The sequence below is a fragment of the Caulobacter sp. 05T431 genome, from assembly GCF_056665975.1.
The window spans coordinates 170,537-184,960 of sequence record NZ_JBFTKU010000004.1; the positions used below are offsets into that span (position 1 = coordinate 170,537).

The 14,424-nt window shown below is 68.8% G+C and carries 11 protein-coding genes; 5 read left to right on the forward strand and 6 right to left on the reverse strand.

Annotated features, from left to right (window positions below; translation table 11 throughout):
* Positions 1 to 33: 33 nt before the first annotated feature.
* Both AC1U89_RS05735 and AC1U89_RS05740 read right to left on the reverse strand, forming a co-directional pair.
* A complete protein-coding gene (locus AC1U89_RS05735; RefSeq protein WP_479898773.1) occupies positions 34 to 1,425 on the reverse strand; it encodes an aspartate aminotransferase family protein in 1,392 nt (463 codons plus the stop codon).
* Positions 1,426 to 1,440: 15 nt separating this feature from the next.
* Positions 1,441 to 2,130 carry an MtnX-like HAD-IB family phosphatase gene (locus tag AC1U89_RS05740; RefSeq protein WP_479898774.1) on the reverse strand — a complete coding sequence of 230 codons (690 nt, stop codon included), beginning with the start codon at positions 2,128 to 2,130 and terminating at the stop codon, positions 1,441 to 1,443.
* 253 nt (positions 2,131 to 2,383) lie between these two features.
* On the opposite strand from AC1U89_RS05740, the gene AC1U89_RS05745 reads away from it, so the two are divergent.
* The 3 genes from AC1U89_RS05745 to AC1U89_RS05755 all read left to right on the forward strand — a co-directional run bounded on the left by AC1U89_RS05745 (position 2,384) and on the right by AC1U89_RS05755 (position 6,460).
* Entirely contained in the window at positions 2,384 to 2,926 is a 543-nt protein-coding gene (locus AC1U89_RS05745) for an RNA polymerase sigma factor (protein WP_479898775.1), read from the forward strand.
* Positions 2,927 to 3,038: 112 nt separating this feature from the next.
* The gene (locus AC1U89_RS05750; RefSeq protein ID WP_479898776.1) at positions 3,039 to 4,031 is read left to right on the forward strand and encodes a FecR family protein; all 993 of its coding nucleotides are present in this window, start codon (positions 3,039 to 3,041) and stop codon (positions 4,029 to 4,031) included.
* Positions 4,032 to 4,033: 2 nt separating this feature from the next.
* Positions 4,034 to 6,460 carry a TonB-dependent receptor gene (locus AC1U89_RS05755; RefSeq protein ID WP_479898777.1) on the forward strand — a complete coding sequence of 809 codons (2,427 nt, stop codon included), beginning with the start codon at positions 4,034 to 4,036 and terminating at the stop codon, positions 6,458 to 6,460.
* A gap of 9 nt (positions 6,461 to 6,469) precedes the next feature.
* Here AC1U89_RS05755 and AC1U89_RS05760 read toward each other — a convergent pair whose 3' ends face one another.
* Positions 6,470 to 7,396: a phosphatase PAP2 family protein gene (locus tag AC1U89_RS05760; protein ID WP_479898778.1), complete on the reverse strand. Its 927-nt coding sequence runs from the start codon at positions 7,394 to 7,396 to the stop codon at positions 6,470 to 6,472.
* Between the two features lie 287 nt (positions 7,397 to 7,683).
* On the opposite strand from AC1U89_RS05760, the gene AC1U89_RS05765 reads away from it, so the two are divergent.
* On the forward strand, positions 7,684 to 8,409 hold the full coding sequence (locus AC1U89_RS05765; RefSeq protein ID WP_479898779.1) for a response regulator transcription factor: 726 nt from the start codon (positions 7,684 to 7,686) through the stop codon (positions 8,407 to 8,409).
* The gene (locus AC1U89_RS05770; protein ID WP_479898780.1) at positions 8,406 to 9,830 is read left to right on the forward strand and encodes a sensor histidine kinase; all 1,425 of its coding nucleotides are present in this window, start codon (positions 8,406 to 8,408) and stop codon (positions 9,828 to 9,830) included. The genes AC1U89_RS05765 and AC1U89_RS05770 overlap by 4 nt, the downstream gene beginning before the upstream one ends.
* A 1-nt stretch (position 9,831) precedes the next feature.
* Here the strand turns inward: AC1U89_RS05770 and AC1U89_RS05775 are convergent, their stop codons facing one another.
* The 3 genes from AC1U89_RS05775 to AC1U89_RS05785 all read right to left on the reverse strand — a co-directional run bounded on the left by AC1U89_RS05775 (position 9,832) and on the right by AC1U89_RS05785 (position 14,176).
* Positions 9,832 to 10,848 (reverse strand): YncE family protein, encoded by a 1,017-nt coding sequence (locus AC1U89_RS05775; protein WP_479898781.1) that lies wholly within the window; start codon positions 10,846 to 10,848, stop codon positions 9,832 to 9,834.
* Between the two features lie 92 nt (positions 10,849 to 10,940).
* A complete protein-coding gene (locus tag AC1U89_RS05780) occupies positions 10,941 to 11,714 on the reverse strand; it encodes a phosphatase PAP2 family protein (RefSeq protein WP_479898782.1) in 774 nt (257 codons plus the stop codon).
* A gap of 29 nt (positions 11,715 to 11,743) precedes the next feature.
* Positions 11,744 to 14,176, reverse strand: a complete 2,433-nt coding sequence (locus tag AC1U89_RS05785; RefSeq protein WP_479898783.1) for a TonB-dependent receptor — start codon at positions 14,174 to 14,176, stop codon at positions 11,744 to 11,746.
* Between the last annotated feature and the right edge of the window lie 248 nt (positions 14,177 to 14,424).

Sequence of the window (14,424 nt, forward strand, 5' to 3'; positions counted from 1 at the left end):
CCAGGCTCAGGAAAACGGGCCGCATCGGAAGCTTCAGTCGACGCAGCGGCGCAGAACGGCGTCGAGCAGCTTCAGCGCCAGGTCGATCTCGTCCTTGCTGATCTCCAGAGAGGGCGCCAGCGTGATGACGTTCTTGTAGTAGCCGCCGACATCGAGGATCAGGCCGTACTTCTTGCCGTCGATCTCGATGTCGCCCTTCATCCCCTCGGCTTCCATGCGGTTGAGCAAAGCCTTGTTGGGGGTGAAGCCGTCGGCCTCGCAGATCTCGGCGCGAAGGGCCAGGCCCAGGCCGTCCACATCGCCGATCTGCGGCCAGCGCTTCTGCAGGTCCTTCAGGCCCTCCAGGAAGTAGGCGCCCTTCTCCAGGACCTGGGCGCCGTAGTCGACCTCGCTCGTCATCCGCAGGGTCTCCAGCGCCACGGCCGTGCCCATGGGGTTGGAGTTGAAGGTCGAGTGGGTCGAGCCTGGCGGGAAGATCTCGGGGTTGATCAGCTCCTCGCGGGCCCAGACGCCCGACAGCGGGTTCAGGCCGTTGGTCAGCGCCTTGCCGAACACCAGCACGTCGGGCTGCACGCCGAAGTGCTCGATCGACCACAGCTTGCCCGTCCGGAACATGCCCATCTGGATCTCGTCGACCACCAGCAGGATTCCGTGCTGGTCGAGGATCTTTTTCAGCTCGATGAAGAAGTTGGGCGGCGGGATCACGTAGCCGCCGGTGCCCTGGATCGGCTCGATATAGAAGGCGGCGTATTCGGCCTGGCCGGTCTTGGTGTCGAGGACGCCGTTGTATTCGGTCTCGAACAGCCGGGCGAACTTCTGCACGCAGTAGTGGCCGTACTCTTCCTTGCTCATGCCCTTGGGGCCGCGGAAATGGTAGGGGAATTCAATGAACTGGGCGCGATCGCTGAAGTGACCGAAGCGGCGGCGATAGCGGTACGACGAGGTGATCGCCGAGGCGCCCAGGGTGCGGCCGTGATAGCCGCCCTCGAAGGCGAACATCAGCTGCTTGCCGTTGCTGGCGTTGCGCACCAGCTTGAGTGAGTCCTCGACCGCCTGGGCGCCGCCGACGTTGAAGTGGACGCGGCCCTTGCGGCCCCACTTCTTCTCGGCGTCCTGGGCGATCATCGCCGCCAGCTCCACCTTCTCGCGGTGCAGGTACTGGCTGGCCACCTGAGGCAGGGTGTCGAGCTGGCGGTGGGCGACGGCGTTCAGGCGCGGATTGCGATAGCCGAAATTGACGGCCGAGTACCACATCTGAAGATCAAGGAACTGGCGGCCCTGGCTGTCGTACATGAACGAGCCCTCGCAACCGTCGAAGAACTTCGGGTCGGGCAGGTAATGGACGGTGTCGCCGTAGGAGCAGTACTGGGCCTCGAGCGCGCGCAGGGTCGCTTCGTCGAGGACGGTGTGTTCGGCGTCGTACATTCGGGGGAACTCCGGTCAGATGGCGGCGCGGCGCGCCAGGCGGCCGTGGGCGGCCGCGAGCGTCGTCGTGATGGTGTGGAAGTCGGAAAACTCGTGGTGCGGCATGGCGCGCGAGCGGGCGTAGGCGGCCAGCTTGTCGCGCGCGAACAGCAGGTCGGCGCGGCCCGAGACGCAGAAGTCCGAGCGCCCGTCGCCGATGAAGACCATCAGGTCGTCCAGATCGTTGGCGTTCGCCGAGGCGACCTMGTCCGACTTGGCCGCCACTTGGCACTTRCAGACGCCTGACCCGGCGGCGCAGCCGGCGCGCGACCAGGGCTGCTCCAGGCGACGACCCAGTTCGGCATTGCCGACCAGGTGGTTGGCGATCACCGGCAGATGGTCCAGGCCGTGACGCCCCAGGATACGCGCGATGAAATGGTCGACCCCGTCGCTGACCACGGTCAGCGGCACGGCGTTGGCCTGGCACCAGGCGACGAATTCGACGAAGCCGTCGGCCAGTTCCACGCCGTCGAGCACGGCGTCCAGCGCCGCGTCGTCGCCGCCGATCAGGGCGACCTGGCCGCGCATGCACTCGGCGGCGGTGATCTCGCCCCGGGTCCAGCGCTCCTCCAGATCCTCCCAGGCCGGGTCGGCCAGACGGGTCAGGACCAGGTCGGTGGTGTCGACCTTGGCGATCGTCCCGTCGAAATCGCAAAATATCCGCATCGTACCGACTTGGCTCCAGACGCCCCCGCGCCGTTCGAGCCAATGACGCCGTGTAGGTTTCGCCCCCTCACCGATTTTTCGGCCGTGGTCCTGAAGCCTTCCACGCCTTGCCTTGAAGGCGCCGTCGCGCGATGTCTTCCTGCCTCAGCCGAGTCTCCGCAAACGGGCCGATCGTCCTCGTGATGACCACCGAAACCTCCAGTCCGCCCGTCCGCGTCCGGCCTGTCCGTGTCCGGTCCGCCCGACGCTTGACGTGGGCGCGCGGCTGACCATGGAGGACCTGCAGGACCTCTCGCCCCTCGCGGCCGCCTATCTGGAGCGGCGCGAGGACATGCGACGGTTCTTCCTGGCGCGCCTGGGCGGCCGGGGCGACGTCGAGGACCTGGTCCAGGAACTGTACCTGAAGGTCCAGGCGGTCACGGAAGAGCCGATCGAGAACCCGCCCGCCTATCTCTACCGCCTGGCCTCGAACCTGATGCTGGACCGCCTGCGCCGCGCCAAGCGGGCCGGCGCGCGCGAGAGCGAGTGGCGGCAGGCCAACCACACCACGGTCGGCGCCCTGGACGTCGCCGAGGAACCCGACGCGGAGAGCGCGGTCATCGCCCGCCAACGGCTGGAGAAGATCACCGAGGCGCTGAAGACCCTGTCGCCGGTGACCCAGCAGGTGTTCCGGCTTCACAAGTTCGAGGGCCTGACCCACGTCGAGACCGCCGCCCGGATGGGCATCTCGCGCAGTTCGGTCGAAAAGCACGTCAGCCTGGCCCTGGGCCATCTGCTCAAGAGGGTCGGGCGATGAACTGTGGCTTTTCCGCACCATCTCCCGATAACCGAGGAGGGACTTTCGCCAGCATGGCGTCATTGTGGCAAGCGCCCTCCCCGGCCCGGCGCGAAGGAAGCGCAACCCGTCGATGACTGACACCGCCAACACCGATCCCATCCAGCAAGCGGCGAGCGACTGGTTCGCGCGCCTGCAGGGTGACGCCGGTCTGGAGGACTGGACCGCTTTCCAGGCCTGGCTCGAGGCCGATCCCGCCCATGCGGCGGCCTATGACCGGGTCGAGGCGCTGTGGGTCGAGCTGGAAGACCTGCCGGCCGACGGGATTCCCGCTCCCGCCGCGCTCGACGTCACGCCCGAGAACGTCGTGCCGTTCGCCTCGCGCCCCAAGCCACCCGCGCGGCGGTGGGTGTGGACGGGCCTCGTCACGACCGCCGCCGCGGCCGCCGTGGCGGTCGCCGTGCTGCCGCAACTGACCCGCCCGACCTTCACGGACTACGCCACCAAGCGCGGCGAGACGCGAGAAGTGACCCTGGCCGACGGCTCGCGCCTGACCCTGGGCGGCGCCACCACCCTGCGCGTTCGCCTGACCCGCGCCCAGCGCGACGTCACCCTGGTGGACGGCGAGGCCAGCTTCGACGTCGCCCACCTGGAGGATCGCCCCTTCGTGGTTGTCGCGGGCGATCGCGAGGTCCGCGTGCTGGGCACCGAATTCAACATCCTCAACCACGACGACCGCCTGGCCGTCACCGTGCGCAGGGGCCTGGTCTCGGTGTCCGGCGGACAGGACGGGGCGGTGCGCCTGGCCAAGGGCCAGCAGTTGATCCACACCCGTGGTTCGGCGCCCTCGCTGGTGCGCACGGCCGATCCCGACGCGGCCTTCGCCTGGAAGTCGGGCAAGCTGGTCTATCGCGAAACGCCCCTGACCGAGGTGGTCGCCGACCTGAACCGCTATGTCGCCACGCCGATACGGCTTGATCCCAGCGCCGCCTCGGTCAAGGTGTCCGGCGTGCTCTTGGTCGACGAGGAAGCGGCGATGATCCGGCGCCTGGAACTATTCGCACCGATCGTCAGCCAGCGACGCGACGGCGAGATCGTTCTCAAGGCCAAGGCGACCCGACCCTGACCGTGCGGCGGGGGTCGTCGATCGGGCCTCGCCACGGCCGCGCCTGGCCGCTGGCGGTCATGGCCGGCCTGGCCGCCAGCGCCGCCCACGCCGCGCCGGCCCAGCGGCCCTACGCCTCGGTGCGCCTGCAGATCGCGGCCAAACCCGTCCATGCGGCCCTGATCGACTTCGCCCTGCAGGCCGAGCTGTCGCTGGGCGGCGACCTGGACGCCTGCGCCGGATCCTCGCCCACCCTGTCGGGACGGATGACGCCCCAGGCGGCGCTGGAGCGGATACTGGCCCACAGCGGCTGCGACTACGTCATGCCCGATCCGCGCACGGTGCTGATCCGCAAGGCCGCCCCGCCCAGGCCCAGACACGCCACGGTCGCCGCGCCGCCCACCAGCCTGGGCCTGGGCGAGGTCGTGGTGACGGCCCAGCGCTATCCGAACCTGCCTGGCCGTACGCCCTACGCGATCTCGGTGGTGTCGGGTTCCACCCTGTCTCGCGAGACCCTGACCAGCCTGTCCGACCTCACCGGACAGGTCGCGGGCATGACCGTGACCAACCTGGGTCCCGGCCGCGACAAGATCCTGCTGCGCGGCCTGTCGGACGGCGCCTTCACCGGCCAGGCCCAGTCGATGGTCGCGCTCTATCTGGACGACGTCCCGATCACCTACAGCGCGCCCGATCCGGACCTGCGCCTGGCCGACATCGAACGGGTCGAGGTGATGCGCGGCCCGCAGGGCACGCTCTACGGCGGCGGGTCGCTGGGCGGGGTCCTGCGGATCGCCACCCGCAAGCCCGACCTCGATCACTACGAGGCCAGCATCGTGGCCGGCCTGTCCCGGATCTCGGGCGGCGGTGGCGGCGACGAACTGGAAGGGATGGCCAATATCCCTTTGCTGCCGGGCCGGCTGGCCCTGAGGGTCGTGGCCTATAGCGACAGCCAGGACGGCTACATCGCCAATCCGACCCTGGGGCTTAAGCGCGTCAACGACTCGCAGCGGGACGGGCTGCGCGCCAACCTCCGCGCGGCGCTCTCGCCCCACTGGACGGCGACCTTGGGCGTGACCACCCAGTGGATCAACAACGCCGACACCCAGTATGGCCTGCGTCGCCTGGGCCCCTACCTGCGCGACAACCCGGTGCGCGAGCCTCACGACAACGATTTCGAACACGTCTCGCTGACCCTGGCGGGCGACGGCCCTTGGGGGCGGATGACCGGTTCGGTCGCGCGCCTGTCGCACCATTTCGACAGCCGGTACGACGCCACCACGGTGTCGACGCTCTACGGCCTGGCCGCCGCGCCCGCCGCCTTGGACGACGAAAAGGCCATCGACCTGACGGTGGCGGAGGTCACCTACGCCAGTCCCAGCGACCATCGCCTCCACGGCCTGATCGGCGCCTTCGCGTCCACCGGCGACATCCGGCTCGACACCACCCTGCACGCCGCCGTGGCGGCGGGGCCGAACGCCTACGCAGAACGCCGACGCGACAAGATCAACGAGACGGCGGTCTATGGCGAGGTCACCTTCGACGCCACCAAGCGCCTGTCGGCGACCGCCGGCCTGCGCTGGTTCGATTTCCGGTTCGACACCGACTCGCGGGTCACCCAGGCCGCAGGCCAGCGGGCGTTCAGCGGCGCGGACGACGCCACCGGCCTGTCGCCGAAGATCCTGCTCAGCTACGACGCCCGGCCGGGCCTGCTGTTCTACGCCCAGGCCGCCGAGGGTTACCGTCCCGGCGGCTACAACACCGCAGGCCGGATCGGCCAGGCCTTCGACGTCGCGGGATCTCCGGCTCGCCGCTATCAGGCCGACGAGCTTTGGAACTACGAGGCCGGCGCCAAGCTGCGGGGTTGGGACGAACGCCTGCAGGCGCGTGTCGCCGTCTTCTACGCCGCCTGGGAGTCGGTGCAGAGCGACCAGTACCTGGCCGACGGCACGGCCTACACGGCCAACATCGGCAACGGCGACAACCGGGGGATCGAGGCCGAGGCGGCGTTGCGGCTGAACGCCCAGGTCGACCTGCGAGCCGCCGCCCTGCTGAACGATCCAGAGATCACCCGCCAGAACCTCGACTTCAGCTCGCGCCACAACGCCAGCCTGCCGGGCGTGCCACGGGCCTCGGCCAGTTTCGGCGTCGACTATCATCGCCCCCTGTCCGGCGACAGGACCCTGCGACTGCAAGGCCAGGCGACCTATGTCGGATCGTCGTACCTGACCTTCGACGCCGACAACATGCACGAGATGGGCGAGTATCTGGGCCTGCGCGGGGTCGCCAGTCTGGAGACCCGCACCTGGACCCTGGCCGCCACGGTGGACAACCCGTTCGGCGCCCATCCCAACAGCTTCTCGTTCGGCAATCCGTTCCTGATCACCCGCGACCAGATCATCACCCCGCCCCGGCCGAGAACGATCGCGTTGCGGCTGTCCGCGCGGTTCTAGACCGGGCGATCAGACGCCGGGCGGCGGCTTGATGCGATGGCTCGGCGCGCCGCCCAGATGGCCCGGGTCCACCGCCCTGTTGGCCGGGCGGTTCAGATAGGGCGCATAGAGCCGCTCGGCCTTGCCGTAGGCCTTGGGGCCAAGAGCCAGGCCCACGCCGACCAGGACGGCCACGATCACGGCCCCATGCCAGGCCTCGCCCCGCGTCGCCGGGCGGTCATCGCCCGAGGCCAGCAGGACGCCCGCCAATCCGAGCGCCGCGCCCAGCGCCAGGCCCGCCAGCACATCGGAGAGCCAGTGCGCCCCGAGATAGATCCGTGAAAGCGCCGTCAGCAGGACAACCGCCAAGGCAGACGCCGCGAAGAGCGCGCGACCGGCGCCGGTCGTCGAGCGCCCCACGATCCAGGCCAGCATCAGATACAGCGCCGCGGCCGAGGTGGCGTGGCCGCTGGGGAAGCTGAAGGCGTCCGCGCCGGAATACAGCAAGGACGGCCGCGCCATGTGGAAACTGGTCTTCAGGACCGGTGTCAGCACCGCCGCCGCGATCATGACCAGGCCCAGCGCCAGAGCCCAACGGAAGCGGCGGCGCCAAAGCAGGAAGGCGACCAGCAGGATGGTCGCCGTCGTGCGCTCCAGGCCGTCGCCCAGGGCCGACATCAACATCATCGATCGGTCGAGCCAGGGCGCGCGATGGTCGAACAGCGCCTGTGCGACGAGCGCATCGCCCCTCACGACGAAGGTGTGCCCAAGGATGCCGACCGCCAGCGCCAGGACGCCGGCCGTCAGCAGCAGGATCAGCGCGCCGCCGAACAGGAGCCGCGTCGTGCGGGTGTCCAGGCCCCGCCCGCGACGCGTCAGCGCCATGAGGCCGAGGGTCAGGCTGGAGGCCAGGGTCAGCCCAAGGCAGGCCTCCGTGGCGAGCAGCGCCGAGGTCATGCCGGACGCCGGCGTAAAGTGTGGATCATCGAGCCTCTCGCGCGGCAAGGGCCGAGCGAGCGCCAGCCGAAAGACGTCAGTCTGACCGCGCGCGCATTCGCGCGGGATTGCCCTAACTATACGATTTCCCAATCCAACCGGCTCGAGGACCTGAATGCCGGCGCTTCCGCACCATCAAGAATAATTCATAAAATTCAACGCTGTGCAGCCGCCGACATTTTGCGACAAAGGCGGCTCGCGACGCGCCCGAACGCCGAGGCTCGTCCGTCCCCGCATGGATTTCCACCATGATGCACGCCGCCTCGCCATCGACGCCGCCGACGGACGCCACCCGTGTGCTCCTGATCGAGGACGAACCGGAAACCGCCGGCCACATGACCGACTGCCTGCGGCGGGCCGGGTGCCAGGTCGAGGCCGTGCGGGACGGAGCCGGCGGACTCGACCGCTCGCTGGAAGGCGGCTTCGACGTGGTCGTCGTCGATCGGATGATCCCCCATCTCGACGGCCTGTCGCTGGTGCGGCGGCTTCGCGCCGCCCAGGTCCAGACGCCGGTGCTGTTCGTGACCGCCATGGGGACGGTGGCCGACCGCGTCGCCGGGCTGGACCAGGGCGGCGATGACTATCTGGTCAAGCCCTTCTCGTTCGACGAGCTCAACGCCCGGGTCGCCGCCTTGGCGCGGCGCGCCCCCGCGCCGCTTCGCGAGCGGACGATCCTTAAGTGCGCCGACCTGGAGCTGCGCCGGCTGGACCGCACGGCTCATCGCGACGGCGTCGAGTTCGCCCTGCTGCCGCTGGAATTCAAGCTGCTGGAATATCTGATGCTCAACGCCGACCGGGTGGTGACCCGGGCGATGCTGCTGGAGAACGTCTGGGGCTTCCACTTCGACCCCCGCACCAACATCGTCGAGACCCACATCAGCCGGCTGCGCGCCAAGATCGACCTGCCGGAGCTTCCGCCGCTGATCACGACCCTGCGCGGCGTCGGCTATGTGATCCGGACCGAACCGGCGTGAGCGACCGCGCCATGAACCGCCTGATGCGCAACGCCGGGGCGCGCCTGGCGATGATCCAGATGGTGATCGTCGTGGTGGCTTTCGTCCTGGCCGGCTACCTGACCCAGCTCGCCATCCGCCGGCTGGAGCAGGAGGAGATCCGGGAGCACGTCCATGGCGAAGCGGCTTCGCTGCGCGACGAGATCCGGCAGAAGGGCATAGACCACCTGCCCTACACGGTCTCGAAACGCACGCGGCTGTGGCGCGGGTTCGAGTACCGGCTGGTAAGCCGAGAAGGCCGGCTGCTGGCCGGGCGGCTGCCCGACACCGGTCTCCTGGGCTGGACCGAGCTGGGCGGCGTGCCCTCGCATCGCGGCGAGCCCGATCACCGGTTCCTGGTCCTGACCGAGACCCTGTTCAACGGCTCGCGCCTGTCGGTGGGCCAGGACCTGGCGATCGCGGCCGGCCAGACGGCGGCGGTGAACCGCATCCTCCTGCTGTGCGGTCTGCTGGGAACCGTCTTCTGCCTGACGGCCTCGTTCCTGTTCACGCGCCAGGCCTGGCGTCGCATCGCCCAGGTCTCGAGGGCCGCTCAATTGGTCACCGAAGGCCAGCTGAGCCAGCGCGTGCCCCTGCGCCTCACCGGCAATCCCGACGACATCGACGACCTGGGGGCGACGTTCAACGGCATGCTCGACCGGATCGGCGCCCTGATCGGCCAGCTTCGCCAGGTCACCACCGACATCGCCCATGATATGCGCACGCCGCTCACCCGCCTGCGACACAAGATCGAACGGCTGCGCTCCGACGCCAAGGCCCACCCGCCCCTGGCGCGCGCCATCGGCGATCTGGACGACGACGTTGGCGAGATCCTCCGGACGTTCGACGCCCTGTTGCAACTGGCCGAGATCGAGACCCACGACGGCGCGCCGGTCTTCAGCCTGGTGGCCCTGGACGCCATCGCCCTGGACGTCGCCGAGGCGTTCCGGCCGGATATCGAGACCAGCGGACGACGCCTGCTGGCCTTCGGCGAGCCTCTGCGGGTGGCCGCGGACGGCGCCCTGCTGACCCAGGTCTGCGCCAACCTGCTGGAGAACGCCCTGCGCCATACGCCCCCGGGCACGACGATCCGGATCCGGGTCGAACGCGACGGCCAGGGCGCGCGGCTGGTGGTCGCCGACGACGGACCGGGCGTGAGCCCCGAGGATCGGCAGGAGGCGCTGAAGCCCTTCGTTCGCCTGGAGCGCAGCCGGACCACCAAGGGATCGGGGCTGGGCCTGTCGATCGTGGCGGCGATCGCCGGACGGCACGGCGCCCGGCTCGAGCTGGACGACGCCCGGCCGGGCCTGATGGTCGCCCTCGCCTTCCCGCTCGCCGTCGCGGCGCCTTCGGGAACCTCGGAGGCTGTCGCGCCGGGGTCCCCGCTTTCGCTGCTTGCCTAGGTTAGCGCCCGAGCACCAGCACGGCGAAGCTGCCGGGTTTCATCGAGGGGCGACCGTTCGGGGCGGCCGGGGCGTCGTAGTCGGCCGACGGCAGATAGACCTTGCCGGTGGCGGGGTCGACGGCGCCGGTCTTGGCCCGGACCTTGGTCGCCACCTTGTCGATCACCGCCACGTCGGTCGGGCCGCGGACGGCGATCACCGACAGCGTGCCGTCGCCGCCGCTGGGGATGTAGGCCAGGTGATGCTGAGCGTCGTAGAAGGCGGCGTCGGGCTTCTCGCCGATCGCCAGGCTGGCGGTCACCTTGCCCGTGGCCGGCGACACGACCTTGGCCGTCCCGTTGGCGCAGGCGGCGATCAGCACCTTGGCGTCGGCGGCGTAGGTCAGGCCACTGGGCTCCTCGCAGCCGGCCATCGGCCAGTGGGCCACCACCTTGCGGGCCTTGGCGTCGATCACGGCGATCTCGCCCTTGTCCTCGATATTGACGAACACCCGGCCCAGGCCGTCGGCGACGCCGAACTCCAGGGTCCCTTCCAGCGGGATCGCGCCCGCGGCGACGCCGGCCTTAAGGTCGACCAGGGTGATCCCGCCGCCGTGGCCGTTCATCACGAAGCCCAGGCCCGTGGTCGGCTCGATCAGGGCCGCGTCCGGGCTGGTCCCGGCCGGGATCGTGGCGCGGATCGCGCCGGTCAGGGCGTTGATGAGCGTGACGTTGTTGCTGCCGCCGTTGGTGACCAGCAACTCGTCGCCGCCGGGCAGCGGCAAGGCGCTGTGGGCCTTCTGCGCGGCGACCAGGGCCGGCGTGACCTTGCCGCTGTCGACGTCGATGGCGGTGACCGCCGTGTTGTGGGCCACATAGAGCCGGCGGTGGACGGGATCGAAGGCGGCGTAGTCCCACGACCCGTCGGGGCCGGCGATCCGGTCGACGATCTTCAGCGGCGCGGGCGCGTCCGCCGCCAGGACGGGAGCGGTCAGGGTCGAAAGGCCGAACGCGGCGGCGGCCAGGAGCGTCTTCTTCATCGGAAATCCTGCGGCGGCCTATGGATGGGAAACATGACGCCACGCCGCCGCCCGCCCCTCATCGAAGGCCGGACGGCGCGGGCGGCGGCCGACTATCGCGCCAGTTTGGCGGCTTGGAGCTCGGCGTGGGCCGCCGTGACCTTGGCCTGGAAATCCGGGTTCTTCAGCAGCGAGGTCACCAACGACGCCGCTAGGGCCTGGCTGGCCTGGGTGTCGGACGGATAGTGCGAGCCGCAGACCACGCGGCTGTAGGCGTAGTCGGACGCCCGGGCCATGAAGACCTGCGACTTCTCGGGGATCAGCACGGCCAGGGTCATGCCCAGCGAATAGCCCAAGGTCGAGTGGCCGCTGGGATAGGAGGTCAGCGGCTTGTCGTCGGGATCGCAGGTCTTGATCGTGGCGTCCAGGACCCAGGGACGCTTGCGTAGGAAGGTCTTCTTGGCGGCGGTGGCCGCCACCGAGGCGTCGTTCTGGACGATCGACAGCACCTCGGCCGTGGCCGGCAGCTTGGCCAGGTCGAACCCCGCGCCGACGGCGGCCGCGAACGCCGAGGGGTCCTCGTGGTCGTCGTCCCACTTGGCCTGGGCCACGCGGTCCGACGAGGCCGCCCCGATGATCCGATGGATCTCGGCCAGCTCCGCGCGGCCGGCTTCCGAACCATCAGCGGGCGCCGGCGGCAGCAGGCGGTTGGCGTCGATGTCGGCCGGCGCCAGCAGCTGCAGCACCTTCTGCGGCTTGGGCGCGTCCGGCGCGGCCTGGGTCGAAGGGGTCTGGGGCGAAGGGGTCTGGGGCGAAGGAGTCTGGGCCAGGCAGGACCCGGCGAGCACCGCCGAAAGGGCGGCGCCGAGGAAGAGGCGTCCAGTCATGGGATCGGTCCTTGTGGGGATGGAGGGGATCAGAACGCGGCCTTCAGGGTGATCTGGTAGCTGCGGCCGACCTGGTAGGTGAACACGTTKGCCGCCCCGCCCTGGGCTGAGGTCTCGGCCGGCGTCTTGGTGCCCGGCAGCAGCGCCTTGCCCTTGAACGAGGTGATGTCCTGGGTGTCGGCAAGGTTCAGGACCTGGGCCTGCAGGCTGTAGTGCCCCAGGTGGTAGGTCGCGCTGAGGTCGGCCTGGCTGAAGGACTTGACCAGTCCGGTCGGCGCCGTGGTCCCCGAAGCGGCCGTGGCGTACTGCGGCCCGATCAGCTTGTCGTTCAAGGTGACGATCAGGCTGTCGTTGGCCGTGAACAGGTCGTGCCGTTCCGAGCGGACGCCCAGCGCGGCCGTGCCCCGCGGGACCTTGGCCAGCTGGTGGCCGTTATAGCCCGGATTGAGCGGATCGCCCTTTCCCTTGGCCTCGTTGACCGAGCCGTTGGCGAACACGCTGAAGCCGTGGGGCAGCACGTAGGTCGCCTGGAGCTCGATCCCCTTGTAGGTCGCGCCGCCGAGATTGGTTTGATAGGTCTCGTTGGTGGCKAGGTCCGTCAGGGTTTGGATCTTGTGCTGGAAGTCGATGTAGTAGACGTCGCCGTCCAGGGTCAGGTGGCCCGAATTGTAGACCGAGCCGATCTGGTAGTTGGTCGACTCCTGCGGGACCAGCTTCTGCGCTCCGGGATTGTTCACGTAGAACGCGCTGATATTGGGCACCAGGAAGCCCTGGGCGTACTGTCCGTAAACGGACCAGTTGTCGCGCACCCGGTAGTTGGCGGTCAGGAACGGCAGGGTCTTGGTGAAGGTGTCCTCGATATCCAGCGGCTGGATCGAGCCCTTCACGGCCACCGCCGGCGCGTCGACATGGAGCTTGAAGTGCACGTACTTGACGCCCGGGGTCACTGTCAGCTTGTCGGTGGCGCGCCAGGCGAAGTCGACGAACGGCTGGTACTGATGCCAGCCGGAATACTCGTTGTAGGCGATGTTCAGCGGCACCTGGCAGGCGCCGTCCCAGGTCTTGCCGGGCGCGACCTGTTTGGGCCAATCCCCGCAAGGTGACGGTCCCGCGAACTGGGCGGCCTTCTCGCGATAGTCGGGACGCATGGTGAGCAGGTCGTAGTCGAACCGCGCGCGGCCGGTCTTGGCCACTTCGTACATGCCGCCGAAGCTCAGCGTGCCGACGTTGTCGAAGTCCTTGGTGAACTTCAGGATGTCGCCGCGCACCCGGTACTTGTTACGCTTGGTGTAGCCCGGCAGGCCGTTGACCTTGGCCGACGAGGGATAGCCCGCCGTGCCGGCCGGATAGGCCGCCGGCGGGTTGAGGATCACCTTGTTGGCGGCGGCCAGGGCCGTGGCGCCGATGCTCAGGTCGGCGCCGTTGTCGTTCGCCGACAAGGTCTTGTTGGAATACCAGTATTCGTAGGCGGTGTTGTCGAAGTGCAGTCCTTCGGTCAGCTCGCCGGCCAACTTGATGTAGCCGAACTCCGTCGACTTCTTGGTATAGTTATAGCCCTTGTAGGTCTGCAGGGTCGGATCGTCGGAGAGCGCGAACCGCTTGCCGTAGAGTTCGGTCTGGGCGACCGTGGCGTTGGCGCTGGCATCGCCCTGATAGTAGGTATTGTAGTTGTGCGTATACAGCGCCGTGACCGAGATCTTGTCGGTGAGCGGCACATTGACCTTGATGAACTGGTTATAGCCGTCGCTGGCGCTGTTGCTCAGATAACCGTTGGTCTTGTACTCCATGAAGTTCATGACGCCGTTGGCGCCGCGCAGCCGATCGATCGGCCCCGACGCCAGGGTGGTCACCGCCTGGACGGTCTGGAAGCTGCCTGTGGTCAGGGTCTGGCGGAACACGGGCTTGTCTTCGAACGGCAGCGAGAAGAGGTTCAGCGAACCGCCGAAATTGGCCTGGCCGAAGTCACCCGCTCGGCCCGGTCCGCGATCGATCACGATCCCGCCGATGGTCGAGGACGGGAAGAACGAGTTGGAGTGGTGCGACGGGCCGTTGGTGTCGCCCCAGGCGACGCCGTCGTAGGTGATGTTGAACTCGCCGTCCTGGAAGCCGCGCAGGGTGATCTTGGCGCCGTCCGTGGCGCCCGAACCGTTGGAGTTCGGCGTCGTGGCCATCGACGGGGCCAGGATGGTGGTGGTGGTGAAGTCGCCGACGCGCGGCGCGCTTTCCTCGATGAACTTGCGGGTGATCAGGGCCTGAGGCTGGGTCGCGGTCAGCGACGACGACACCGGCGCCACGTCGGCCGCCTTGCCCTTCAGGGCGGTGACCACGACGGCGTCGACTTCCCGTTCGGGTTCGATCGCCGGAGCATCGGCGGCGCGGGCCGAGGCGGTCAGGCCGGCGAACGTCGCCAGGGCCAGGAGGGAACCCGAGGCCAAGGCCCCCAGGCGCGTGCGATTGGTCATTGGACTATCCCCGTTTGCACCAACGGAGACGCGACCCCTGCGCGTCTCGTCGGCTTGGCCGGCGATTAGTCCGAGGGGTCGGCGAAGGCGTGCGAAGTCTTCGTGACTAAAGCATTACACTTTCATATCGACCCGGTAAGCCATTGCTTTCCATGACAAAAACGACAAGGCGACAAACCCGGCCGCCGCATTGAGATATCTCAATGTTTCGGGGCGTTGACTCGTCACCCCGCCCGGGAGACCTTGAT

What these genes read in the sequence shown, in the direction of transcription:
- AC1U89_RS05735 (WP_479898773.1), bottom strand. Translation starts at nt 1,425, where the DNA reads ATGTACGACGCCGAACACACCGTCCTCGACGAAGCGACCCTGCGCGCG.
- AC1U89_RS05750 (WP_479898776.1), top strand. Translation starts at nt 3,039, where the DNA reads ATGACTGACACCGCCAACACCGATCCCATCCAGCAAGCGGCGAGCGAC.
- AC1U89_RS05760 (WP_479898778.1), bottom strand. Translation starts at nt 7,396, where the DNA reads ATGACCTCGGCGCTGCTCGCCACGGAGGCCTGCCTTGGGCTGACCCTG.
- AC1U89_RS05765 (WP_479898779.1), top strand. Translation starts at nt 7,684, where the DNA reads ATGATGCACGCCGCCTCGCCATCGACGCCGCCGACGGACGCCACCCGT.
- AC1U89_RS05775 (WP_479898781.1), bottom strand. Translation starts at nt 10,848, where the DNA reads ATGAAGAAGACGCTCCTGGCCGCCGCCGCGTTCGGCCTTTCGACCCTG.
- AC1U89_RS05780 (WP_479898782.1), bottom strand. Translation starts at nt 11,714, where the DNA reads ATGACTGGACGCCTCTTCCTCGGCGCCGCCCTTTCGGCGGTGCTCGCC.